This window comes from Thauera sp. 63, from assembly GCF_000310165.2.
GTDB classification, from domain to species: domain Bacteria; phylum Pseudomonadota; class Gammaproteobacteria; order Burkholderiales; family Rhodocyclaceae; genus Thauera; species Thauera humireducens.
This window is the reverse complement of the sequence record NZ_AMXC01000003.1, coordinates 156,728-181,258: the sequence shown is the minus strand read 5'-3', so window position 1 is coordinate 181,258 and position 24,531 is coordinate 156,728. Positions and strand designations below refer to the sequence as shown.

Below are 24,531 nucleotides of genomic sequence, written 5' to 3'. Positions count from 1 at the left end.
CGGCGCCGACGAGACACGCCGGGCTGCGCTCGCGCAGCCTTAGTCGTACTTGATGTAGCGGAAACGGGGGTCGTCACCGGGCGTGCCTTCCAGCACGCCGCCCTCGCGCCCGGGTTGCCACTGCACCACGTCCTCGATCTTCTTCGCCAGCGCAAAGTCGCGCCCGGTCACGCCCTTGGACGAATGGGTCGTGAGCTTCACGATCACGAAGGCATAGGACACGGTCAGGTCCGGGTGATGCCAGGCGGCCTCGGCCAGATGGCCGATGGTGTTGACCACCATCAGCGTGCCCTTCCAGCCTTCGGTCCGGTACTTGCGCCGGATCCAGCCATTCTCGAGATACCAGTGGGGCAGTTCCGCCGCCAGACGGCCGCGGATATCGTCATCGGAAATCACCGGCAAGCGGTCGCTCATCGTGGTCTCCTGGGGGATCGGACTTTCACTTTAGTCATGCGACCGGCCGATTGCCACGTCCCCCGCTCGCCAACGCAGCGTCACTCGGGCGACGAGACGTCCTCTGCAGTTCCCCGTCCAGCGGTATCGCCAGCACCCGCGTAGTGATGGGGGAACAGGCGGCGCATCTCGTTCTCGATCCACGCCTCGGCGCGCTGGTTGATGTCGTCGGCCTTGACGCCCTTGACCTCGATCACCGGCCCGATGCTGACGACGATCTCCCCCGGGCGCTTGATGAAGGCGTTGCGCCGCCAGAACTCGCCCGCGTTGTGCGCCACCGGCACCACCGGCACGCCGGCACGCTTGGCCAGGATCGCCCCGCCCGGCTTGTAGCGTCGCACCGCACCGGGCGCGACGCGCGTGCCTTCCGGAAACACCACGACCCACAGGCCTTCCTTGAGGCGCTCACGCCCCTGCTCCACCACCTGCGCCATCGCATCCTTGCCCGCCGCACGGTCGATCGCGATGCCCGGGATCATGCCGAGCGCCCAGCCGAAGAAGGGCACACGCAGCAGTTCGCGCTTGAGCACGTAACACAGCGGCGGAAAGATCTGCTGCAACGCGATCGTTTCCCACGCCGACTGGTGCTTCGACAGCACCACCGCGGGCCCGGCCGGGATGTTGTCGGCACCGATGATGCGGTAGCGTATCCCCAGCACATGCCTGATCACCCACATCATGATCGGCACCCACGTCGTGATCAGGCGATGGCGCGTCATCGGCGGCAGCCAGAAGATCAGCGTCGCGAACAGGGCGTAGGGCACCGTGATCAGCGTGAGCACGATGGCAAAGAGGACGGAGCGGATCAGATGCACGATGAAGCTCGCAGTGAGACGGGGAAGGCGCCGTGCGGAACGTCGCCGGGGTCAGGCGGTCAGGGCCGCCGCGACGGCATCGAGATCCGGAAAGATCTTCGTGCCCGGCGGCAGTTCGGGGTCCTCGCGCGTCTTCATGCCCTTGCCGGTCAGCACCAGGTAGGGTTCGCAGCCCATGCTCACGCCCGCCTGCAGGTCGCGCAGGCTGTCGCCGACGCAGGGCACGCCCGTCAGATCGACGTTGAAGCGCTCCGCGATCTGCTGGAAAAGCCCGGACTTGGGCTTGCGGCACTCGCAGGTCGAGTCGGCCGCATGCGGACAGAAGAAGATCGCATCGAGCCGACCGCCGACCTGCGCGAGGCTGCGCACCATCTTGTCGTTGATCGCATTCAGCGTGTCCATGCCGAACAGCCCGCGTCCGACGCCCGACTGGTTGGACGCGACGACCACCCGCCAGCCCCACTGGTTGAGGCGCGCAATGGCCTCGAGCGCCCCCGGAATGGGCTTCCATTCATCGGGCGACTTGATGAACTGATCCGAGTCGGCGTTGATCACGCCGTCGCGGTCGAGAATGATGAGCTTCATCGGCATGGTCGTGGTTCCGGCATTGCGGAACGCGCCCCGCCCAGCGGCGGAGCGCGCGCGGGTCAGGCCGACAGACGGGAGATGTCCGCCACCTGGTTCATCAGGCCGGCAAGCTGGGCCAGCAGCGCGAGTCGGTTCTGGCGGGTGAGCGGCTCCTCGGCCATCACCATGACGTCCTCGAAGAACTGGTCAACCGCTGCGCGCAGACCGGCCAGCGCACACAGCGCATCGGTGTAGTCCTCGTTGGCGACGTGCGAGCGCACCAGCGGCGCGACCTCGACCACCTGGTGGAACAGCACCTTCTCGGCCTCTTCCTGCAGCAGCGCGAGATCGGGCTCACCGGGCGCGGCCTCGGCCTTCTTCAGGATATTCACGATGCGCTTGTTGGCGGCAGCCAGCGCCTCGGCCTCGGGCAGGGCGCGGAAGGCTTCCACCGCGGCGAGCTTGGCCGGCACCAGGTCGATGCGTGCGGGCTTCAAGGCGAGCACGGCGTCGATCACGGCGCCGTCGCGACCGCTCTCCCGCAGCAGGTTCCTGAGGCGCTCGAACATGAAGTCCTGCAGCTGCGCGGCGAAGCCTTCGGCGGTGAGCAGGCCGGGCTTGAAGCCGGCGGCGGCCGTATCGATGAGCTTCGGCAATTCGAGCGGCAGCGGCGCCTCGATCAGGATGCGCAGCACGCCGAGCGCGGCGCGACGCAGCGCGAACGGGTCCTTGTCGCCGGTGGGCACCATGCCGATGCCGAAGAAGCCGACCAGGGCGTCGAGCTTGTCGGCCAGCGCCACCGCCGCGGCGACATTGCCGGCCGGCAAGGCATCGCCGGCAAAGCGCGGCTGGTAGTGGGCCTGGATGGCGTCCGCCACCACCAGCCCTTCGCCGTCGGCGAGCGCGTAGTAGCGCCCCATGATGCCCTGCAACTCGGGGAACTCGCCCACCATGTCGGTGACGAGGTCGGCCTTGGCCAGGCGCGCGGCGCGCTTCGCCGCGGCAACGTCGCCGTGGAGCTGCGCGGCGATCGCACCGGCCAGCGCCTCGAGACGCTCGACGCGCTCGAGCTGGCTGCCGAGCTTGTTGTGATAGACCACCGGCGCGAGGCGCGGCAGGCGGGCCTCGAGCGTCTGCTTCTTGTCCTGCTCGAAGAAGAAGCGCGCATCCGACAGGCGCGGCCGCACCACGCGGGCGTTGCCGGCGACGATGTTGGTCGGGTCTGCCACCTGCATGTTGGAGACGATGAGGAAGCGGTTCAGCAGCTTGCCGGCGCCATCGAAGAGCGGGAAATACTTCTGGTTGGCGCGCATCGTCAGGATCAGGCACTCCTGCGGCACGGCGAGGAACTCGGCCTCGAACTCGCCCACATACACCGTCGGATGCTCGACCAGCGCCGCGACCTCGTCGAGCAGGTCGGCATATTCGTTGAGCAGCGCGCCCTGCTTCGCGGCCTCGGCGAGCAGCTGGCGCTCGATGTTGGCGCGGCGCTCGGCGAAGTTGGGAATGACCTTGCCCTCGGCGAGCAGCGTGGGCTCGTAGGCATCCGCGGTCGCGATGTCGATGTCGCCGCGACTCATGAAGCGGTGGCCACGCGTGGTGCGCCCCGAGTCGAGGTCGAGCACGCGGCCCGGCACCACCTCGGCACCGTGCAGGAAGGTGAGCTTGTGCACCGGGCGCACGAAGGTGGCGTCGCCGTCGCCCCAGCGCATGACCTTGGGAATCGGCAGCGCCTTGATCGCGTCCTGCACGATCGCCGACAGCACGTCGGCGAGCCTGGCGCCCGGCACCAAGGCGGTGTGGAACAGCGCCTCGGCCTTGCCGTCCATGCGGCGCTCGAAGCCAGTGACGGCGTCCACGGGGATGCCCTTGGCTTCCATCTTCTTCAGCAGCGCCGGCGTCGGCTTACCCTCGGCGTCGAGCGCCACGGACACCGGCATCAGCTTCTCGGTGACCTCCTTGGCTGCGGCCTCCGAGGCCACCTGCGCCACCGTCACTGCCAGCCGGCGGGGGCTGGCGAAGGTGCGGAAGGCGGCGTCGGCAGGCGCCAGGCCCTTGGCCTTGAGGCCGTCGGCGATTCTGGTGGCGAAAGTCTCGCCCAGGCGCGGCAGGGCCTTGGGCGGCAGCTCTTCGGTGAGCAGTTCAACGAGCAGGGTCGCGCTGGTCATCACGCGGCCTCCTTGGTGGTGTTCAGCATCGGGAAGCCGAGGGCTTCGCGGGATTCGAAATAAGCCTGGGCGACGGCGCGCGACAGGTTGCGGATGCGGCCGATGTAGGCGGCGCGCTCGGTCACCGAGATGGCACCACGGGCATCGAGCAGGTTGAAGGTGTGCGCGGCCTTCAGCACCATCTCGTAGGCCGGCAACGCGAGGCCGACTTCCATCACGCGCTTGGCTTCGGACTCGTAGTTGTTGAACAGCGAGAACAGGAAGTCGACGTTGCTGTGCTCGAAGTTGAAGGTCGACTGCTCGACCTCGTTCTGGTGATAGACGTCGCCGTAGGTCACCTTGCGCCCGTCCGGCGCGATCGACCACACCAGGTCATAGACGTTCTCCACGCCCTGCAGGTACATCGCGAGGCGCTCGATGCCGTAGGTGATCTCGCCCAGCACCGGCTTGCAATCCAGGCCACCGACCTGCTGGAAGTAGGTGAACTGGGTGACTTCCATGCCGTCCAGCCACACTTCCCAGCCCAGGCCCCAGGCGCCGAGCGTGGGGTTCTCCCAGTCGTCCTCGACGAAGCGGATGTCGTGCACCATCGGGTCGATGCCGAGCGCGCGCAGGCTGTCGAGGTAGAGTTCCTGGATGTTCAGCGGCGAGGGCTTGAGCACCACCTGGAACTGGTAGTAATGCTGCAGGCGGTTGGGGTTCTCGCCGTAGCGGCCGTCCTTGGGGCGGCGCGACGGCTGCACGTAGGCGGCGTTCCAGGGTTCGGGACCGATCGCGCGCAGGAAGGTGGCGGTGTGGCTGGTGCCGGCACCGACCTCGAGGTCGTAGGGCTGCAGCAGCACGCAGCCGCGCTCGCCCCAGAAGTGCTGGAGCGTGAGGATGACTTGCTGGAAGGTCGGTTTCACGAGTCTGGATTCGGTGGTCATGGTCTCGGGCGGCCCATTGGCCGCGCTGCGCACGCAAAGACGGGGATTTTACCGGTATCCGGCACGACGCGCGCGCCGCAGACCGATCAGCACCAGCACGAACACGGCCGCGGCCAGCGCAAGTCGGTCTCCCCAACGCGCATAGGGCGTGAGGCCGGCGTAGCCCTGCACGCTCGCATGCAACACACCGCGCTCGAACTCGGGCAGCACCGCGGTCACGCTGCCGTCGGGCATCACGAGCGCGGTCATGCCGGTATTGGTCGAGCGCAGCATCGGCCTGCCGGTCTCGAGCGCACGCACCCGCGCGATCTGCAGGTGCTGAGGCTGGGCGAAGGAGTCGCCGTACCAGGCGAGATTGGAGATGTTCAGCAGCAGGGTGGCCTGCGGCAGCGCGCGGATGATCTCGGCGCCGAACAGATCCTCGTAGCAGATGTTGAGCGCGACCTGCTGGCCATCCAGCACCATTGGCGCCTGATCGGGCGCACCCCGCGTCTGGTCGGACATCGGGATGCTGGCGAACTGGTAGAACCAGCCGAACAGCGGCGGCGAGTACTCGCCGAAGGGCACGAGGTGCTGCTTCGCGTAGTGCTGGACCGGTGCCGTACCGAGGCTGATCGCCGCGTTGTAGATGTGGCCGCCATCGTCACGCCGGAACGCACCCAGCACCACGTCGCCGCCCGCCTCCTGCGCCAGGCGCGCGAGCGCCTCCAGATAGCCTTCGGGCAGGCGATCGAGCAGCGTCGGCAGCGTCGTCTCCGGCAGCACCAGGATGGCCGGCGGATCAGGACGCAGGAAAGCGTCGCGAACGAGGTCCAGGTTGACCTGGAGCACATCGGCAAAACGTTCGGGATCCCACTTCAGGCCCTGTTCGAAATTCGTCTGCGCCAGCGCGATGCGCACCGGCTCGCCGACCGGCGTGGTCCAGGCGCGCATCGACAGCAGGGCTCCGCCGCCCAGCACGGCGACGCAGATCAGCGCCGGCCGCCACAGACCACGAACGCGCCGCCAGTCGGCCAGCCCTAGCCAGGCGGCGACGAAAGCCAGCAGGCCGCCCACCCCATACACACCGATCACCGGCAGGTAGCCCGCGAGCGGGCTGGGCACGGTCTGCGAATAGCCCACCGCAAGCCACGGAAAACCGGTGAATGCGACGCCGCGCAGCCATTCGCCGAGCAGCCATGACGCGCCGAACAGCGCGCTCCCGGCGAGTGGCGCACGGCCCAGGCCGAGGCTGCGCAGGCGTACGAAGAGCGCCCCGACCAGCGCCGGATAGAGCGCAAGGTAAGCGCAGAACAGTGCGATCGCCAGTCCGGCCAGGGGGGCGGGCATGCCGCCGTAACGGTTGAGCGCGACATAGAGCCAGGACACGCCGGCAAGGAAGGCGCCCCAGCCCCACGCGAACCCGAGCCAGAAACCCTCGCGCGTGCGCTCCACGTCGCGCAGCAAGCGGGCCAGCACGGCCAGGCACAGGAACATGAGCGGGAACCACGCAATGGGCTCGAACGCCATGACGCCCGCGCCCCCCGCGAGCAGCGCCAGCCCCACGCGCCAGCGCATCACTCGGCGGCCGCTTCGGGCTGGGGCAGCCGCTCGACCAGCAGCGAGTGCAGGCGCCGGCTGTCGGCGCGCAGGATCTGGAACTTCACGCCATCGAGCTCGATCGTCTCGCCGCGATGTGGCAGGCGGCCGAACTGCCGGATCAGCAGGCCGCCGACGGTGTCGTACTCATCGTCGCCGAACTGCGTGGCGAAGGCCTTGTTGAAGGCCTCGATCTCGGTCGTCGCCTTCACGCGGTAGCGGCCGTTGTAGGCCAGACGAATGTTGTCGCCGAGCTCGTCAAGGTCGTATTCATCCTCGATGTCGCCGACGATCTGCTCCAGCACGTCCTCGATCGTCACCAGGCCGGCGACGCCGCCGTACTCATCGACAACGATCGCCATGTGGTTGTGGCTGACGCGGAACTCGCGCAAAAGCACGTTGAGGCGCTTGGACTCGGGGATGAAGACGGCGGGACGCAGCATGCCGCGCAGGTCGAACTCCCGTCCGGCGAAATAGCGCAGCAGGTCCTTGGCCAGCAGGATGCCGACCACGTCGTCCTTGCCCTCGCCGATCGCGGGGAAACGCGAATGCCCCTTGTCGACGACGAAACCGGCGATCTCCTCGACCGGCGTGTCGAGACTCACGCAGTCCATCTGCGCGCGCGGCACCATGACATCGTGCACCTGCATGTCGGACACCTGCAGCGCGCCTTCGATGATCGACAACGCGTCGGCATCGATCAGGTCGCGCTCGAAGGCCGCATGCAGCAGCGCGAGCAGGTCTTCACGGTCTTCCGGCTCGCGTGAAAGCAGGGCCGAGATACGGTCGATCAGCGACGGTTTTGCAGGACTGTCCATGTCGGGGGAACGAAACTCCGCCTGCGGCGCCCGCCATGCCGGCAGCACGCCGCACGAACTCAGGCGTACGGGTCGGCGTAGCCCAGACCGCGGAGGATTTCCGTTTCGAGTTTTTCCATTACCTGGGCATCGACCTCGTTCTCGTGGTCATAGCCCTGAAGGTGCAACATACCATGCACCACGAGGTGGGCGAAGTGTGCGTCCAGCGTCTTGCCCTGCTCGGCCGCTTCGCGCACGACGACCGGCACGCACAGCACGAGGTCGCCCGCCAACGGCAGGTCTGCGGTACCGGGCAGTTCTTCCCCTTCGCCGTAGGCGAAGGTGAGGACGTTGGTGGCGTAGTCCTTGCCGCGAAACTCGTGATTGAGCTTGCGCCCCTCCGCCTCGCCCACCAGTCGCACCGCCACCTCGGCATCACGCTGCAGCGCAGCCTGGGCCCAACGGCGGATCTGGTGCTTCTTGGGCGCACTGGCCTTGTCCACGCCCTCGAGCGCCTTCTGCACCGCCAGTGTCAGCAGCGGCGGATTCTCACCCTGCGGCAGGTCGATCGGCTCGACCGGCAGCAGGTCGTGATGCACGTCGACACGCAGCGTCATCAGGTTGCAGGCGCCGGGCTGCAGCGACAGCATCGGCACGGCCGCCTCGCTGTCGGTCTCGGCCTCGATCTCGAGGTCGCCCCAGGCGCGTTCGGGAAAGGCAAGCAGCAGCTTGCGGCCGTCGCCCAGGTCGATCTCAAGGCGTTCGGCCTTGATGCGGGTCGCCTTGCCATCGGCATCGATGGCGACGATCTTCGGGCTGCTTGCCGCGGGATTACTCGCCGCTTTCGGCATTCGGGTCTCCCTCATTCTTCTGTTGCTGGGCGCGCGCTGCGGCCTTGGCACGCTCCACGCGCGCAGCCTCGTTGTCATAAGCTTCCACGATGCGTGCGACAAGCGGATGACGAACCACGTCTTCCTTGCGGAACTCGGTGAACGCGATCCCGCGCACCTCGCCCAGCACCTCGCGCGCTTCCTTCAGGCCGCTGCGCTGGCCGCGCGCCAGGTCGACCTGGGTCAGGTCGCCGGTGACCACGGCCTTGGCACCGAAGCCGATGCGGGTGAGGAACATCTTCATCTGCTCGGGCGTGGTGTTCTGTGCCTCGTCGAGGATGATGAAGGCGTTGTTGAGCGTGCGTCCGCGCATGAAGGCGAGCGGCGCGATCTCGATCAGGCTGCGCTCGAACAGCTTGCCCACGCGGTCGAAGCCCATCAGGTCGTAGAGCGCGTCATACAGTGGCCGCAGATAGGGGTCGACCTTCTGCGCCAGATCGCCGGGCAGGAAGCCCAGGCGCTCGCCGGCCTCGACCGCGGGCCGGGTCAGGATGATGCGCTCGACCAGGTCGCGCTCGAAGGCATCGACCGCGCTCGCCACCGCCAGATAGGTCTTGCCGGTGCCGGCAGGGCCGATGCCGAAGGTGATGTCGTGATCCTGGATGTTCTTCAGGTACTCCACCTGGCGCGGCGTGCGCCCGTGAAGTTCGGTGCGGCGCGTCATCAGAACCGGTGCGGGTGCCACGGCCTCGCCCTTGTTCGCGATCTCGATCAGGCCGAGCTGCACGTCGTCGAGCGACAGATCGTTCTCCGCGCGCGCGTAGAAGTGCTTCAGCGCCATCTCGCCACGCAGCACCTGGGCCGGATGACCATGCAGCGTGAACTGCTCGCCGCGGCGGGTGACCGTGATGTCGAAGGCGTTCTCGATCTGGCGCAGATTCTCGTCCAGGACGCCACACAGGCGGGCGAGCCGGGCGTTGTCGACCGGCTCGAAGAAGACTTCCAGGGTTTTCGCCATTCAGGATTCCCGGACGAGGATTTCGCCGCGCAGGCTGTGCGGCAGCGCGGCGGTGATGCGCACATCGACGAACTGGCCGATGAGGCGGTCGCGATTGGGCGAATCGGAGGGAAAGTTGACCACGCGGTTGTTGTCGGTGCGGCCCATCATCTCGGCCTCGGCATTCTTCTTCGCCGCCCCCTCGACCAGGATGCGCTGCACGCTGCCGACCATCGCCTCACTGTTGGCCTGGTACTGCTCGTCGATGCGTTTCTGCAGTCGGGCAAGCCAGGCGAGCTTGGTCTCCTGCGGCACCGGATCTTCAAGATCGCTGGCCGGCGTGCCGGGGCGCGCGCTGTAAACAAAGCTGAAGGAGCCGTCGAAGCCGATCTCGTCGATCAGCTTCATGGTCTTCTCGAAATCTTCCGCCGTCTCGCCAGGGAAGCCGACGATGAAGTCGGAGGTCAGAGACAGGTCCGGTCGCGCAGCACGCAGCTTGCGCACGACGGACTTGAACTCCAGCACCGAGTAGCCGCGCTTCATCGCCGCCAGCACGCGGTCCGAGCCCGACTGCACCGGCAGGTGCAATTGCGACACCAGCTTGGGGATCTTCGCGTAGCAGTCGATCAGGCGCTGCGTCATCTCGCGCGGGTGCGAGGTGGTGTAGCGGATGCGCTCGATTCCGGGGATCTCGGCCACGCATTCGAGCAGGAAGGCGAAATCACCCTGCTCGCCGTCTTCGCGCGTCAGTTCGCCGCGCCAGGCATTCACGTTCTGGCCGAGCAGCGTCACTTCCTTCACGCCCTGCGCCGCCAGCCCGGCCACTTCGGCCAGCACGTCCTCCAGCGGACGCGACACTTCCTCGCCGCGGGTGTAGGGCACGACGCAGAACGTGCAGTACTTCGAGCAGCCTTCCATGATGGACACGAAGGCGCTCGCGCCTTCGACGCGCGCCGGCGGCATGGCGTCGAACTTCTCGATTTCGGGGAAGGAGATGTCGACCTGCGAGCGCCCGGTCTGCTTGCGCGCCTCGATCAGCTTCGGCAGGCGATGCAGGGTCTGCGGACCGAAGACCACGTCCACATAGGGCGCGCGCTTGACGATGGCCTCGCCTTCCTGGCTCGCCACGCAGCCGCCGACGCCGATGATCAGCCCGGGCTTCTGCAGCTTCAGCAGGCGCGCACGGCCGAGATCGTGGAACACCCGCTCCTGCGCCTTCTCGCGCACAGAACAGGTGTTGAAAAGGATCACGTCCGCCTCTTCGGGGTTGTCGGTCTTGACCAGCTCTTCGTGAGCACCGAGCACGTCCGCCATCTTGTCGGAGTCGTACTCGTTCATCTGGCACCCGAAAGTGCGGATGTAGAGTTTCTTCATCTGGGACAGGAAATCGCTGCGGGATTACCGCTTGGGGTCTGGAACGGCCGCTTCCTCGGGGGTGAGGATCCATACCCGATGAACCTGTCCCCGATTGTCGAACTTGACGCGCACCTTGTATTCACCGCGAATGTGCGACGGCAGCACGATACGGTTGGCCCGGTCGCGAATCTGCGCGCCGGGACTCAGGGGCACCGGCTCGTCGTCAACAAGCACGGCACCGGCCGGCGCAAACGTAATCGTGGTCTTGCGAGCATCTTCTGGAAACGCTCGCGTCGGCGCAGCATTCGCCGCCGGCCCCGGAGCACCGGCCAGGGACAGCAACAGCAGGGAGAAGGGAATTTTACGCAAAGACGTCAGCCGGCAGGATCCGGCAGAAGGATATACAGGCGCAGCATCATCCCCGATCACCCCCTCAATGTCAATGCAAAACCCTTATAAATCAATCGTTACACTCCCCTGTCGGCATTCTGACGCAGCGCCTCCCGGGCCGCAGATCCAACACTTCTGCGCTTCGAGCTATTGACGGGCTACGGAAAAGCCCGCTATATTCGCGCGCTCTGTTGGTGATGTAGCTCAGACGGTTAGAGCGATGGATTCATAACCCATAGGTCGGCGGTTCGATTCCGCCCATCACCACCACCCCGATTCATGCAAAAGGCCAGCTCCACGGAGCTGGCCTTTTGCATTTCTGCGCCCCCGCCTCACCAACACGCAGCGCGGCGCCAGTCCATCGCCGGGCTTGACGAACGCCACCGCTTTGGGGCTGCATTGCGGAACAGCCAACCCGGCCCGAGGTCGGACAGGGCAAGCGGCGACTGCACCGATCGGTCCGCCAGTCCTTCGCTGTCAATCCAACCGCCAGAGAAGCTGCCCATGATCGACCAGGTCGCCGAAAAAATCGCCCGACGCGTCATTCTCGGTTTTCTGCTCGGCGGATTGCTGGTGCTCAGCTATGCGGTGCTGCAGCCTTTCATCGTCCCCGTCGCATGGGCGGTGATCATCGCCTACGCGACCTGGCCACTCTACCGTCGCCTTCGACAGCACCTGTCGCGCTACCCGACGCTGGCGGGACTGCTCATGACGCTGCTGTTGACGGCCGCCTTCGTGCTGCCTGCGCTGTGGCTGGCGACGCTGCTGCGCAGCGAGATCGGGGTGGCGATCTCGGTCGTCACCACGGAACTGCGTCAGGGCACGCTCGCGCTGCCCGACTTCATCCGCAACCTGCCCTGGATCGGCGACGACCTGCAGCGCATGCTCGACGAACTGACCGGCGACCCCGAGACCTTCCGCGCACAGATGAACGAGTGGGTCAGGCAAGGCGCCGACCTGGCCGTCGCGCTGATCGGCGACGTCGGTCGCAACGCTGCCAAGCTCGGCTTCGCACTGATCACCGTGTTCTTCCTCTACCGCGACGGCGAACGGGTGCTGCGGCAGGTGCATAGCGTGCTGCACCGCTTTCTCGGCGAACGGGTCGACGACTACCTCGCGGCCGTCGGCTCGATGACCAAGGCCGTGGTCTGGGGCCTGGTGGCGACGGCACTCGCGCAGGGCTTCGTCGCCGGACTGGGTTATTGGTGGGCGGGGGTGACCGCGCCGGTGCTGCTCGGCGCCCTCACCGCCCTGATCGCGATGATTCCCTTCGGCACGCCGTTCGCCTGGGGCACGATCGGCGTATGGCTGCTGGTCAGCGGCGATACGGCCGAGGGCATTGGCCTGCTGCTGTGGGGCGCGCTGGTGGTGAGCTGGGTGGACAACCTGGTGCGTCCGCTGGTGATCAGCAACGCCACCCGCATTCCCTTCCTGCTGGTAATGTTCGGCGTGCTCGGCGGCCTGGCGGCCTTCGGCCTCGTCGGCCTGTTCCTCGGACCCGTGGTGCTGGCCGTGCTGATGGCGGTGTGGCGCGAGTGGATAGAGGAGTCGGACCTGAAGCCGCCCGCCACACCCCATGTCAACGCAGGCGCAGGATCCGCAGCGCCCCCGCCAGCACCACCGCAGCAATCGCCACACCGATGATCCAGTCCGGCCACGGACTGCCGATCCAGCCGACCAGTACGCCGGCGGCGATCACCCCCAGGTTGGCGATCACGTCGTTGGCCGAGAAGATGTAGCTCGCCTTCATATGCACACCGCCGTCGCGATGGCGCGAGATCAGCCACAGGCAGACAACATTGGCTGCCAGCGCCAGAACCGCGATGCTCACCATGCCCAGCGGCTCGGGCGCGGCCCCCGTGAGCATGCGACGCGCCGTCTCGCCGAGTGCAGCCAGCGCCAGCAGAAGTTGCAGAACGCCCGCGAGGCGCGCCGCCCCCAGCTTGTGCCGCGCCGAGCAACCCACCGCATAGAGAGCGACGCCGTACACCGCGGCATCGGCGAACATGTCCATGGCGTCGGCCACCAGCCCCGCCGAACGCGCCCACAACCCGGTACCGAGCTCCACCACGAACATCATGGCGTTGATCGCCAGCAGGACCCACAGCACGCGCGCCTCGTCGGCATCGTTTGCGAGCGGCGCCGCTGGCACCTCTGCCGACTGCAGCGCATCGGACTGCGCCAGCACGGCGCCATACCCCAGCGGCAGCAACCGCGAGAGGATGGCCTCGGCTTCGCCGCCATGATCCACAGTCAATGTCCGCCCTGGCAGGTCGAAGCGCAGCGCGCTCACCGGGGCATCTGCCAGGCGCAGACGGATCATCTGCTCCTCGGAGGGGCAATCCATCCCGGGGATGCGAAAGACACTGCGGCGCCAGATTCCCTTCGGGGCGGCGGCCTCCGTTCCGAGCGCTGCGGCCACATCGGCCGCCAAGGCTTGGTCCAGTTCGACGTGGCGTTTCAGGGTCTTGGCGGTGCTGCAATGGCAGCCTCTGGAGCAGGCGGGCTTGATCGGCATCACATTCGCAGAGGATTGATCGTCAATCCGCCATTCTCCGCCCTCGGGCGCCCGATGCGAACCGCCGGCCGCATTCGGCCGCGGCCCCCAAAACCAGTTACCCTTCGGCCTCGTGTCCGAATCCGGTATCCGATCGCATGAAGCCCGCCCAACACCCCACCGCCCTGCGCACCCAGCAGCGCCTTGCCGACGCCGGCCTCGACAGCCGCGTGGTCGAATTTGAACAGCCCACCCGCACCAGCGCCGAGGCAGCCGCAGCCATCGGCTGCGAAGTGGCGGAGATCGCCAAGTCCATCGTGTTCCGCGGCGAGGACAGCGGACAGGCCGTCGTCGTGGTCGCCAGCGGCGACAACCGGGTCAGCGAGGCCAAGGTCGCCGCGCTGGTCGGCGAAGCACTGGGCCGCGCCGACGCGGATTTTGTCCGCACGGCCACCGGCTACGCCATCGGCGGCGTCGCCCCGATCGGCCATGTGCAGCCGGTGAAGCTGCTGCTGGACACGGACCTCCAGCGCTTCGACCGGTTGTGGGCCGCCGCCGGCACCCCGTTCTCGGTCTTCCCGCTCACCCCCGCGCAGCTGCAGGCCCTGACCGGCGCCACGTGGAGCGACATCAAACAATGAGCGTGCCCGCCCGCCCCCTCAGCGACGAAAAACCAGGCTGAAGTTGTTCGCAGGCATGTCGATCACCTCATCGAGCCGGAAGCCGCAGCGCTGCGCCTCGGCCTCGACCGCTTCCAGGTCGCGCACGGCAAAGCGCGGATCGACGCTGCGCAGCCAGTCGTCGAAGTCGGCGTTACTCGGCGCGGTGTGGGCGCCGCCGCGACGGTAGGGGCCGTAGCACACCACGACGCCGCCTGCAGGCAGGACCGCAGCCGCGCCCGCAAACAGCGCGGGCGTGCTTTGCCACGGCGAGTAGTGCAGCACGTTGATCGCCACGATGGCGTCTGCGGCGTCGACCGGCCAGGGGCTGGCGGCAAGGTCGAAGCACAGCGGCGACAGCACATTGGCCAACGCGCTGTGCGCCGCCCAATCCGCGATCGATCTCATCGCCGCGGGGTCGGCATCGCTCGGCTGCCAGCGCAGCGCGGGCAGGTGGCGGGCAAAGTGCATCGCATGCTCGCCGGTGCCGCTACCGAGCTCCAGCACCAGGCCCGCGTCCGGCAGCACGCGCTGCAGCACGGCGAGGATGGGGTCACGGTTGCGCGCGGCTGAGGGCGAGAACTGGCGGCGATCGAGGGGTGACATGGGCGCGGGGGCATGCGGGAAATGGCCCCGATTATCGCTTGCTCCGCCTCATCAAGGCCATCTCCACCGGATACCACCGCCTGCCTGTTCACGAACTGCCCTGCACCTCGTGCTCTCAGAGCGCCGCCACCGGGCGCAAGCCGCCTCTGCCCGCGTACGACGAACTCGGGGAAGTGCAGGCCAACGCTGGGATAATGACGCACCCTCTTCACCGCCCCGCCCCACCATGAGCGCACCCGCAAAACCCCTCGCCGGCCTCAAGGTCATCGAGCTCGGCACGCTGATCGCCGGCCCCTTCGCCGCCCGCATCCTCGCCGAGTTCGGCGCCGAAGTGATCAAGATCGAATCGCCCGACGGCGGCGACCCGCTGCGCAAGTGGCGCAAGCTCTACGAGGGCACCTCGCTGTGGTGGTACCTGCAGTCGCGCAACAAACAGTCGGTGACGGTGAATCTCAAGCATCCGGACGGGCTCGAGGTGGTGCGCCGGCTGGTGGCCGAGGCCGACATCGTGGTCGAGAACTTCCGCCCCGGCGTGCTGGAAAAGCTCGGCCTGGGCTGGGAGGCGCTGTCGGCGATCAACCCGGGGCTGGTGATGCTGCGCCTGTCGGGCTTCGGCCAGAGCGGACCGATGGCGCAGCAGCCGGGCTTCGGTGCCATCGGCGAATCCATGGGCGGGCTGCGCTACGTCACCGGCTTCCCCGACCGGCCGCCGGTCAAGACCGGGATCTCGATCGGTGATTCGATCGCCGCGCTGTGGGGTGCGCTCGGCGCGCTGATGGCCTTGCGTCACAAGGAAGTGAATGGCGGCGCGGGCCAGGTGGTCGATGTCGCGCTGTACGAGGCGGTGTTCGCGATGATGGAGTCGCTGGTGCCGGAGTTCGACGTGTTCGGCTTCGTGCGCGAGCGCACCGGCAACATCATGCCCGGCATCACGCCGTCGAACACCCACACCACGAAGGACGGCAAGCACGTCACCATCGGCGCCAATGGCGATGCCATCTTCCGCCGCCTGATGCTGGCGATGGACCGCCCCGACCTTGCCGATGACCCGACGCTGGCCGACAACGCGGGCCGCGACGCCCGGCGCGACGAACTCTACGCGCTGATCGACGCCTGGGTCGCCGCCCACGACGAGGCTGCGGTGCTGGCCGCACTCACCGCCGCCGAGGTGCCGGCCTCGCGCATCTACTCGGTGGCCGACATGTTCGCCGACCCGCAATTCCTCGCACGCGAGATGCTGCAGACCGTGAAGCTGCCCGATGGCCGCGACTGCCGCATGCCGGGCGTCGTGCCGAAGCTGTCGGCGACACCGGGCGGCACCGAGTGGATCGGCCCGGCGCTGGGCGAGCACACCGACCGCGTGCTCGCCACGCTGGGCTACGACGCCGGGCGCATCGCCGCGCTGCGCGCCGCCGGCGCCATCTGAGCCATGGCCCGGCAGCGACCGCTACCGGGCCGTTTCACTGCCGACGCGCCCCTCAGTCCGTCGCCTCGCTGGCGTAACGCACACGCAGCTCGCGCTTCAGCAGCTTGCCCGAGGCGTTGCGCGGCATGTCCTCGACGAAGAACACGCGCTTGGGCACCTTGAACGCCGCGAGGTGGGCATGCACGTGCGCGATCAGGTCCTCGGCCGTGGCCTGCGCGCCCTGCTTGAGCGCGACCACCGCCGTCACCGCCTCGATCCAGCGCTCGTCGGGCAGGCCGATCACCGCCACCTCCGCCACCGCGGGGTGGGTGTAGAGGCATTCCTCCACCTCGCGGCTCGCCACCACCACGCCGCCGGTCTTGATGATGTCCTTGATGCGGTCAGTGATGTAGAGATAGCCGGCCTCGTCCATGTAGCCGACGTCGCCGGAACGGAACCAGCCGTCCTTGAAGCTGGCCGCAGTTTCCTCGGGCTTGTCCCAGTAGCCGCTCATCAGCTGCGGCGAGCGATGCACGATCTCGCCCATCTCGCCCGCCGGCACGTCGTTCAGGTCGGTGTCGACGATGCGCGTCTCGACGTTGAAGATCGGCCGTCCGGCGGAGGCGGGGCGATCCGCATGCTCCTCGGGGCGCAGCACCGTCGCCAGCGGCGCGATCTCGCTCTGACCGTAGCAGTTGTAGAGCTTGAGTGCCGGCAGCTTCGATGCCAGTTCGTGCACGACCGGCACCGGCATGATCGAGGCGCCGTAGTAGCCTTTCTGCATCGAGGTCAGGCGCGCCGGGTCGAAGGCCGGATGGCGCAGGAAGGCGATCCACACCGTCGGCGGCGCAAAGAAGGACGTCACGCCTTCCTGCGCGATCAGTTCGAAGCAGCGCTCGGGCTGCGGTGCCTGGATCAGCAGCGTGGTGGCGCCCACCAGCAGCTGCGGCATCAGGAACACGTGCATCTGCGCCGAGTGGTAGAGCGGCAGCGCGGCCAGCGAGCAGTCCTCGCCGCGGATGTCGGTGGCCAGCAGCGTGCTGGTGTATTCGGCCAGCAGGGCGCGATGGCTCATCATCGCACCCTTGGGCGCGGCGGTGGTGCCGGAGGTGTAGAGCAGCTGGGCGATGCTTTCCTCGTCGAGGTCGAGTGCCGGCGCAGCATCGCTGCCACCCGCCTGGGCCCAGGCGAGGATGTCGCGATCCTGCCCGCCATGCAGCGTGCCGTGCCACTCGCAAGGCAGCGTGGAGCCCAGCGCCTCGACATGGATCGCCATGTCGGCGTCGCAGAACAGCGCCCGCGCGCCGGACTGCTCGACGATGTAGCGCAGCTCGGCATCGAGCAGCGCATAGTTGATCGGCACGTGGATCAGGCCGGCCTTGACGCAGCCCAGCCACAGCAGCACGTAGGCGTCCGAGTTGCGACCATAGGCGGCGACGCGGTCGCCGGCCTTCAGGCCCAGCGCCAGCAGCCGGTTGGCGACGCGGTTCGCGGCGCGCTCGAGCTGGGCGTAGCGCCAGCTGCGGCCCTCGAAGCGCAGGGCCTCGCGTTCGGGATTGCGGCGCACCGAGCGCGCGAAGGCGTCGCCGATCAGGTTGCGCCCGGCACGGCGCACATCGGCGGGCGTGGCTGTCAGGAGTGCTGCGGTCATGCTCATGTCCTCATTCAGTGCTTGCGGGGCGCCCGCAGGCGCCCCCATCGTACGCGGGCAAGTCGCCTTACTTGGCTGCCATGCGGATCGCGCCGTCCAGGCGGATGACCTCGCCGTTGAGCATCGGGTTCTCGCAGATCGACTTCACCAGCTGCGCGTACTCGCTGGAACGGCCCAGGCGCGAGGGGAAAGGCACCATCTGGCCGAGCGAATCCTGCACCTGCTGCGGCAGGCCGCGCAGCATCGGCGTCTCGAAGATGCCGGGCGCGATGCTCATGACGCGGATGCCGTAGCGCGCCAGCTCGCGCGCGATCGGCAGCGTCATGCCGACCACGCCGGCCTTGGACGCCGAGTAGGCCGCCTGGCCGATCTGGCCGTCGAAGGCGGCGACCGAGGCGGTGGTGACGATCACGCCGCGCTCGCCCTCCTCGTTCGGCGCGGCCTTGCTCATGGCGTCGGCCGCAAGGCGGATCGGGTTGAAGGTGCCGACGAGGTTGATCGTCACCCCGCGCATGAAACTGTCGAGGCGGTGCGGGCCTTCCTTGCCCACCACCTTTTCGCCCGGCGCCACGCCGGCGCAGCACACCAGACCATGCAGTCCACCGAAGCCCTTCACCGCGGCATCGACCGCTGCCTGCGTCGACGCCTCGTCGGTGACGTCAGTGCGCACGAAGCAGGCCGCCGCGCCCAGTTCGGCCGCCAGCGCCTTGCCCGCCTCTTCGTTGAGGTCGGCGATCACCACCTGGCCGCCGCCGTCCACCACCATGCGCGCGGTGGCCGCGCCCAGGCCCGAGGCGCCGCCGGTGACGAGAAATACCGAGTTTGCGATCTTCATTGCGTGTGCTCCTTGTGTCTCAGATGCGTTCGATGATGGTGGCGGTGGCCATGCCGTGGCCGATGCACATGACCTGCAGGCCGAAGCGGCCGTCGCGTTGCTCGAGGCCGGCGAGCATCTTGGCCATCAGGCCGGCACCGGTGCCACCCAGCGGGTGGCCGTGAGCGATCGCGCCGCCCCAGGGATTGAAGCGGTCCATGTCGGGCGCGAACTCGCGCACGAAGCAGAGCGCCACGCTGGCGAAGGCCTCGTTGACCTCGATCCAGTCCATGTCGCGGATCGACAGCCCGGCCATCTCCAGCGCACGGCGCGCCGCCGGGATCACCCCGGTGAGCTGCATCACCGGATCGGAGCCCACCGCGACGCGGGCGCGGAAGCGCGCGCGCGGCCGGATGCCCAGCGCCTCGGCCGCATCGCGCCGGCCGACCAGCACCGCGGCCGCGCCGTCGGACATCTGGCTGGCGTTGGCCGCGGTCACGCCGCCCTCGCCCGGCTGGCGGAACACCGGCTGCATGGCGCGCATGCGCTCGACGTCGATCACCGCACGGATGCCTTCGTCGTGCCCCAGCGTGATCGCGCCGCCCTCCTTGTCCACACCTGCCACCGGCAGGATCTCAGTGTGCAGGCCGGCCGCGCGCGCCGCCTCGGCGCGACGGTGGCTTTCGATCGCGTAATCGTCCATCTCGGCGCGCGAGATCTGCCACTGGTCTGCGATGCGCTCGGCGCTCTCGACCTGGTGCGGGATGGCGAAGCGTTCGAGGATGTTCGGATGCAGATTGTCGAAGCCGCGGAAGTCGCCCTGCCCCAGGGTCAGGTCGAGGAACATCGGCACCCGGCTCATGCTCTCGACGCCGCAGCCGATGGAGAACGCGAGGTCGCCCGCAGCCACCGCCTGCGACGCGGCGTGGGTGGCGAACTGGCTGGAGCCGCACATACGGTTCATCGACACGCCCGGTACCTCGGCCGGCAGGCCGGCGATGAGCAGTGCCTGGCGGGCGATGTTGGCACCCTGCTCGCCGGCCTGGCTGACGCAGCCGGCCAGCACGTCGCCGACCTTATCGGCCGGCAGTCCGGTGCGCGCCAGCACGCCGCCAATGGCGGTGGCGAGCAGTTCGTCCGGGCGGGTCTCGCGCAGCGCGCCGCCGCGGCGGCCGAAGGGGGTGCGGACGGCGCCCAGGATCAGCGCTTCGTTCGGATTGGAGGGGGTGCTTGGGGTCATTGCTGGGTCCTCAGGTTCAGGCCCGCTGCAATTCGCGGGCGATGATGTTGCGCTGGATCTCGCTGGTGCCTTCGTAGATCTGCAGCACCTTGGCGTCGCGGAAGAGCTTTTCGACCGGGTATTCGGTCGAGTAGCCCATGCCGCCGAAAATCTGCACCGCCTCGGTCGCCGCCCACATCGCGGCATCGGCGGCAAAGGCCTTGGCGATGGAGGCCTCGATCGTGTTCGGCTTGCCCTGGTCGAGCAACCAGGCCGACTGGTAGGTGAGCAGGCGCGCGGCCTCGAGCTTCATGCGCATTTCGGCCAGCTTGTGCGCCACCGCCTGATGCTCGATCAGGCGCTTGCCCATGCTGTTGCGCTGGGTGGCGTAGGCGAGCGACTCGTCGAGGCAGCGTTCGATCAGACCCACGCCGAAGGCCGCCACCATCGGCCGCGAGTGATCGAACACCGCCATCGCCAGCGCGAAGCCGCTGCCCTCCTCGCCCAGGCGATGGTCCTCGGGCACGAACACCTGGTCGAGGAAAACCTCGCAGGTGGGTGCACAGCGCTGGCCGAGCTTGCCCAGGGGCTCGCCGATCGCCACGCCCCTGCTGCCGCGCGGCACGATGAAGGCGGTCATGCCGCGGTGACCGGCGTCGGGCGCGGTCTTGGCGAAGATGACCAGGAACTCGGCAAGGTTGGCGTTGGAGATCCAGATCTTGCTGCCGGTCAGGCGGTAGCCGCCATCCACCCGCTCGGCGCGGGTGCGGATGCCGGCGACGTCGGAGCCGGCGCCCGGCTCGGTCATCGCGAAGCTCGCCAGCGCGCCATTGGCCGCGGGGCGCAGGTAGCGCTCGCGCTGCATGTCGCTGCCGGCGATCACGATCGGCTCGGTGGCCAGCGCATTCACGCACAGCGCGGTGCCGATGCCCAGGCAGCCGCGGCAGAAGGCCTCGGTGACGAGCACCAGCTCGAGGCAGCCGAGGCCACCGCCGCCCACGGCCTCCGGCAGGTTGATGCCGAGCAGGCCGAGTTCCTGCGCGCGCTGGTGCACCTCGAAGGGGAAGGTCTTGGCGACGTCGGCCTCGGCCGCGCGCGGCGAGATCTCGCGCTCGGCGAAGCGGCGTGCCAGATCGCGGATCTCGCGCTGCTCCGCGTTCAACTGGAAGTCCATGATGTCTCCTTGCAAGACCGTCGTCCGCGAACGACGGGCGAAACGATGCCCGACATGCCTGAGCACGCCGAAAAGATGCTGGGGTAAAAGACGTCCGCGACGGGGGCGGCGGGTGGCCCCGGCCGGGAATCCTCAGCCGGGGGTCTTCATCCGGATGTGTGGCCGAAGCGCGCCGGCCGACGCTCGCAGAACGCGCGCACGCCCTCGGCGAAGTCCGGCGTCGCCGACATGGCGAGGAAGCTCGCCTTCTCGGCGACGAGCGCCGTCTCCAGGTCGGCGTCGAGGCCTGCTCGCAGCAGACGCTTGATGTCGGCCTGGGCCGCCGCCGGCCCCTCGGCCAGCCGGCGCGCCAGCGCCAGTCCGGCCTCGGCGAGTTGCGCGGCCGGCACCACCTCGGCCACGAGACCGACGTCCCTCGCCTGCGCGGCGTCGATCTGCGGGTTGAGCAGCGCGATCGCCAGCGCCCGCTGCAGGCCGACGCGGCGCGACAGATGCCAGCTCGCGCCACCGTCGGGGGTGGTGCCGATGGCGCTGTAGGCGAGCACGAAGCGCGCATCGTCGGCCGCCACCAGCAGGTCGCAGGCCATCGCCAGCGACATGCCGAAGCCCGCCGCGGAGCCGCCCACCAGGCCCACCACCGGGCAGGGCAGTCGCGTCAGGCCGGCGACGGCCTCATGCACGGCATCGATCAGCTGGCCGATTTCTTCGGTGCAGTCCGCCTGCGACTGACCGAGCAGGATGTCGAAACGGCGCACATCGCCGCCGACCATGAAGTGCGCGCCGCTGCTGCGCAGCACGACCACCCGCGGCGGCGCGGCCGTCAGCGACCTGACGGCATCGCGCAGCGCAAGGCCCATCGACAGGTCAAGGCTGTTGCGCGAGGCCGGGCGATCCAGCGTGATGAAGGCGATGCCCCCGTCGCGCTCGAGGCGGATGCTGGCGACTTGCGAATGTTCAGGCATGGGCGGCCTCTCCCCGGTACATGGCTTCGATCACGTCGGCATAGGTCTTGTAGATGCTGGAACGGCGCACCTTCATCGTTGCCGTCACCTCGCCGTCGTCGTGGTCCAGCTCCTTGGTCAGCAGGTGGACACGGCGGATGTGCGAGACCTGCGCGAGTTGGGCATTGCCGCGTGCGATCTCGGCGTCGATCAGGGCGCGCACCTCCGGGTGCTCGACCAGCGAGCGGAAGTGGGTGAAGAGGATCTGCCGGCCCTCGGCCCACTTCGCCACCGTCTCGTAGTCGATCTGGATTAGCGCGGAGACGAACTTGCGCCCGTCGGCGACGACGATGCACTCCTTGATGTAGGGGCTGGCCTTCATCGTCTTCTCGATCTCGGACGGCGTCAGGTTCTTGCCGCCGGCGGTGATCATGATGTCCTTCAGGCGATCGACGATGTAGAGCTGGCCGTCGCGCGCCTCGACCACGTCGCCGGTGTGCAGCCAGCCGTCGCGGATGCTGTCGGCGGTCGCCTCCGGGTTCTTGTAATAACCGGCGAACACCATCTCGCCCCGGATCAGCAGCTCGCCGCGCTCGCCGATCCGGTGCTCGACACCGAGGATGGGCGTGCCGACCGAGCCGAAGCGGGCGGCATCGAGCGGCTGGCCGGTGATCATGCCGGTCGACTCGGTCAGGCCATAGACCTCCACCAGCGGCACGCCCAGCGTGCGGAAGAACTGCACCACCGCGGGCGGGATCGGCGCGGCGCCGGTCAGCGCCACCTTCGCCCGGCGCAGGCCGATGAAGTTCTGCAGCGCGCGCAGGATGATCCAGTACCAGACGGCGTAGGTGAGACGCTCGCCCGCCGTGCGCTGCGCGGCCGCCTTGTGCGCGAAGGGCGCGCAGGCCGCCATTGCGCGGTCGAACAGCCAGCGCTGCAGCGGACCGCTCTCCTGCATCTTGATGCTGATCGCCGAGTGCAGCTTTTCCCAGATGCGCGGCACGCCCAGGAACATGGTCGGCGCGATCTCGCGCAGGTCTTCCTGTACGGTGCGGATCGACTCGCCGAAGGCCACCGTGGAGCCCAGGTAGATCGGGCAGAAGGTGGTCAGCATCTGCTCGGCGACGTGGCACAGCGGCAGGTAGGACAGGTGGCTGGTGTCCGCCGACAGGCCCAGGCGATCGGCGATGCCGGGCGCCACGCCGCGGATGTTGGCGTAGCTGATCATCGCGCCCTTGGGTTTGCCAGTGGAGCCCGAGGTGTAGATCATCAGCGCGATGTCCTCGAGCCGCTGCGTCGTCAGCGTCTCCTCCACCAGGTGGCGGTGGGTGGCCTCATACTCGACGCCGAGCGTCTCCAGGTCGGCGAAGGACAGGATGCGGTCGCGCACACGCTCGTCGGCGTTGCGCAGCCCCTTGGTCTCCATCACCACGATCGCGCGCAGGTGTGGCAGCTGGTCGAGCGCCTCGACCACCTTGTCGGTCTGCTCCTGGTCCTCGCATACAACCACCTCGACGTCGGCGTGGTTGAGCACGTAGGCCACCTCGGGCGCCGGGCTGGTCGGATAGACGCCGACCGCAATGCCACCCACCAGCCCGCAGCCCATTTGCGTCAGCACCCATTCGATGCGGTTCTCGGCGAGCACGCCGACGTGGCCGCCGGCGGACAGGCCGAGCGCACGCAGCCCCAGGCCGACGTGACTCGAACGGCGGTAATAGTCGTCCCAGGTGATGCCCTGCCAGATGCCGAAATCCTTCTGGCGGATGGCGATGCGCCCGGGGTGTTGCTTCGCCTGCTCACGCAGCATCTGCGGCAGGGTCAGCCGGGGAAGCGGATTGACTTCGGGATTCTTGCTCATGGCCATCCTCTCGCTCATGACAGCCAGCGCTTGCGGCGCTTGTAGTGCTTGATGTCGCGGAAGCTCTTCATCTCGCCGTGCCCGCCCATGCCGAGGTAGAACTCGCGCACGTCCTGGTCGGCGGCCAGGCGTTCGGCCGGGCCGTCGGTGACGACCTTGCCGTTCTCCATGATGTAGCCGTAGTGCGCCACCGCCAGCGCCACCGAGGCGTTCTGCTCGACCAGCAGCATCGACACCTTCTGTTCGGCGTTGATGCGGGCGATGATCTGGAAGATGTTCTCCACCAGCAGCGGCGCCAGGCCCAGCGAAGGCTCGTCGAGCAGGATCAGCTTGGGCCGCGCGATCAGCGCGCGGCCGATCGCCAGCATCTGCTGCTCGCCGCCCGAGAGATAGCCCGCCAGGCCGTTGCGGCGCTCGTACAGGCGCGGAAAGTACTCGTAGACCAGCTCGTAATCGGCCTTCGCGCCGCTGCGCCCGGTGAGCGCATAGGTCGCGGAGACGAGGTTTTCCTCCACTGTCAGGTCCTCGAACACGCGGCGCCCTTCCATCACGTGGAAGAGCCCCGCGCGCACCAGTTCGTGCGGCTTCGAACCCGCCAGCGGCTTGCCTTCGAAGCGGATCTCGCCGCGCGTCAGCTCGCCGTTCTCCAGCCCCAGCAGGCCGGACACGGTCTTGAGCGTCGTGCTCTTGCCCGCGCCGTTGGAGCCGAGCAGCGCGACGATCTGCCCGCGCGGCACCGACAGCGACAGGCCGCGCAGCACCTGCACCGCCTTGTTGTAGATCACCTCGATGTTGTTCACCTCGAGGACGGATTCGGCCGCACTCATCGC

The 24,531-nt window shown here is 68.1% G+C and carries 23 protein-coding genes and 1 tRNA gene; 4 read left to right on the top strand and 20 right to left on the bottom strand.

What is annotated here, in order from left to right; all coding sequences use genetic code 11:
• Positions 1–39 precede the first annotated feature (39 nt).
• From C664_RS04630 to C664_RS04580, 11 genes are all read right to left on the bottom strand, one after another.
• A complete protein-coding gene (locus C664_RS04630; protein ID WP_004253955.1) occupies positions 40–414 on the bottom strand; it encodes a 4a-hydroxytetrahydrobiopterin dehydratase in 375 nt (124 codons plus the stop codon).
• Positions 415–494: 80 nt separating this feature from the next.
• Positions 495–1,268 carry a lysophospholipid acyltransferase family protein gene (locus C664_RS04625; protein WP_004253953.1) on the bottom strand — a complete coding sequence of 258 codons (774 nt, stop codon included), beginning with the start codon at positions 1,266–1,268 and terminating at the stop codon, positions 495–497.
• Positions 1,269–1,319: 51 nt separating this feature from the next.
• Complete coding sequence (gene gmhB, locus C664_RS04620) at positions 1,320–1,853, bottom strand: D-glycero-beta-D-manno-heptose 1,7-bisphosphate 7-phosphatase (protein WP_004253952.1); 534 nt, start codon at positions 1,851–1,853, stop codon at positions 1,320–1,322.
• A 62-nt stretch (positions 1,854–1,915) separates the two neighbouring features.
• A complete protein-coding gene (glyS, locus tag C664_RS04615) occupies positions 1,916–4,003 on the bottom strand; it encodes a glycine--tRNA ligase subunit beta (protein ID WP_004253950.1) in 2,088 nt (695 codons plus the stop codon).
• Positions 4,003–4,929, bottom strand: coding sequence for a glycine--tRNA ligase subunit alpha (gene glyQ, locus C664_RS04610; protein ID WP_004253948.1), 927 nt, complete (start codon positions 4,927–4,929; stop codon positions 4,003–4,005). The genes glyS and glyQ overlap by 1 nt, the downstream gene beginning before the upstream one ends.
• A gap of 48 nt (positions 4,930–4,977) precedes the next feature.
• Positions 4,978–6,486, bottom strand: coding sequence for an apolipoprotein N-acyltransferase (gene lnt, locus C664_RS04605; RefSeq protein ID WP_004253946.1), 1,509 nt, complete (start codon positions 6,484–6,486; stop codon positions 4,978–4,980).
• Entirely contained in the window at positions 6,486–7,325 is an 840-nt protein-coding gene (locus C664_RS04600) for an HlyC/CorC family transporter (protein WP_004253945.1), read from the bottom strand. Before C664_RS04600 ends, lnt begins: the two co-directional genes overlap by 1 nt.
• Positions 7,326–7,384: 59 nt before the next feature.
• A complete protein-coding gene (ybeY, locus tag C664_RS04595; RefSeq protein WP_004253943.1) occupies positions 7,385–8,155 on the bottom strand; it encodes an rRNA maturation RNase YbeY in 771 nt (256 codons plus the stop codon).
• Positions 8,136–9,152 (bottom strand): PhoH family protein, encoded by a 1,017-nt coding sequence (locus tag C664_RS04590; protein WP_004253942.1) that lies wholly within the window; start codon positions 9,150–9,152, stop codon positions 8,136–8,138. Before C664_RS04590 ends, ybeY begins: the two co-directional genes overlap by 20 nt.
• The gene (gene miaB, locus C664_RS04585; protein WP_004253941.1) at positions 9,153–10,505 is read right to left on the bottom strand and encodes a tRNA (N6-isopentenyl adenosine(37)-C2)-methylthiotransferase MiaB; all 1,353 of its coding nucleotides are present in this window, start codon (positions 10,503–10,505) and stop codon (positions 9,153–9,155) included.
• Between the two features lie 24 nt (positions 10,506–10,529).
• Entirely contained in the window at positions 10,530–10,856 is a 327-nt protein-coding gene (locus tag C664_RS04580; RefSeq protein WP_038010932.1) for a hypothetical protein, read from the bottom strand.
• Positions 10,857–11,070: 214 nt separating this feature from the next.
• Between C664_RS04580 and C664_RS04575 the strand changes: the two genes are divergently transcribed.
• Positions 11,071–11,147 (top strand) — tRNA-Met (locus C664_RS04575).
• Positions 11,148–11,381: 234 nt separating this feature from the next.
• Complete coding sequence (locus C664_RS04570) at positions 11,382–12,521, top strand: AI-2E family transporter (protein ID WP_004253939.1); 1,140 nt, start codon at positions 11,382–11,384, stop codon at positions 12,519–12,521.
• Here the strand turns inward: C664_RS04570 and C664_RS04565 are convergent.
• A complete protein-coding gene (locus tag C664_RS04565) occupies positions 12,457–13,395 on the bottom strand; it encodes a cation transporter (protein WP_004253938.1) in 939 nt (312 codons plus the stop codon). The two genes, C664_RS04570 and C664_RS04565, sit on opposite strands and share 65 nt — an antisense overlap.
• 137 nt (positions 13,396–13,532) lie before the next feature.
• On the opposite strand from C664_RS04565, the gene C664_RS04560 reads away from it, so the two are divergent.
• Positions 13,533–14,015 (top strand): YbaK/EbsC family protein, encoded by a 483-nt coding sequence (locus C664_RS04560; protein ID WP_004253937.1) that lies wholly within the window; start codon positions 13,533–13,535, stop codon positions 14,013–14,015.
• Positions 14,016–14,033: 18 nt separating this feature from the next.
• On the opposite strand, the gene C664_RS04555 is transcribed toward C664_RS04560, so the two are convergent.
• Complete coding sequence (locus tag C664_RS04555) at positions 14,034–14,639, bottom strand: DUF938 domain-containing protein (RefSeq protein ID WP_004253936.1); 606 nt, start codon at positions 14,637–14,639, stop codon at positions 14,034–14,036.
• A 226-nt stretch (positions 14,640–14,865) separates the two neighbouring features.
• Here C664_RS04555 and C664_RS04550 point away from each other — a divergent pair, with 226 nt between their 5' ends.
• On the top strand, positions 14,866–16,065 hold the full coding sequence (locus C664_RS04550) for a CaiB/BaiF CoA transferase family protein (protein WP_004253934.1): 1,200 nt from the start codon (positions 14,866–14,868) through the stop codon (positions 16,063–16,065).
• A gap of 52 nt (positions 16,066–16,117) precedes the next feature.
• On the opposite strand, the gene C664_RS04545 is transcribed toward C664_RS04550, so the two are convergent.
• From C664_RS04545 to C664_RS04515, 7 genes are all read right to left on the bottom strand, one after another.
• Entirely contained in the window at positions 16,118–17,701 is a 1,584-nt protein-coding gene (locus C664_RS04545) for an acyl-CoA synthetase (protein ID WP_004253932.1), read from the bottom strand.
• Between the two features lie 61 nt (positions 17,702–17,762).
• Complete coding sequence (locus C664_RS04540; RefSeq protein ID WP_004253931.1) at positions 17,763–18,530, bottom strand: 3-hydroxyacyl-CoA dehydrogenase; 768 nt, start codon at positions 18,528–18,530, stop codon at positions 17,763–17,765.
• 19 nt (positions 18,531–18,549) lie between these two features.
• Positions 18,550–19,749: a thiolase family protein gene (locus C664_RS04535; protein WP_004253928.1), complete on the bottom strand. Its 1,200-nt coding sequence runs from the start codon at positions 19,747–19,749 to the stop codon at positions 18,550–18,552.
• 16 nt (positions 19,750–19,765) lie between these two features.
• Positions 19,766–20,902 carry an acyl-CoA dehydrogenase family protein gene (locus C664_RS04530; protein ID WP_004253926.1) on the bottom strand — a complete coding sequence of 379 codons (1,137 nt, stop codon included), beginning with the start codon at positions 20,900–20,902 and terminating at the stop codon, positions 19,766–19,768.
• Positions 20,903–21,048: 146 nt separating this feature from the next.
• A complete protein-coding gene (locus C664_RS04525) occupies positions 21,049–21,864 on the bottom strand; it encodes an enoyl-CoA hydratase/isomerase family protein (RefSeq protein ID WP_004253924.1) in 816 nt (271 codons plus the stop codon).
• A complete protein-coding gene (locus C664_RS04520; protein WP_004253912.1) occupies positions 21,857–23,707 on the bottom strand; it encodes an AMP-dependent synthetase/ligase in 1,851 nt (616 codons plus the stop codon). Before C664_RS04520 ends, C664_RS04525 begins: the two co-directional genes overlap by 8 nt.
• Before the next feature lie 8 nt (positions 23,708–23,715).
• Positions 23,716–24,528 carry an ABC transporter ATP-binding protein gene (locus C664_RS04515; RefSeq protein ID WP_004253910.1) on the bottom strand — a complete coding sequence of 271 codons (813 nt, stop codon included), beginning with the start codon at positions 24,526–24,528 and terminating at the stop codon, positions 23,716–23,718.
• Between the last annotated feature and the right edge of the window lie 3 nt (positions 24,529–24,531).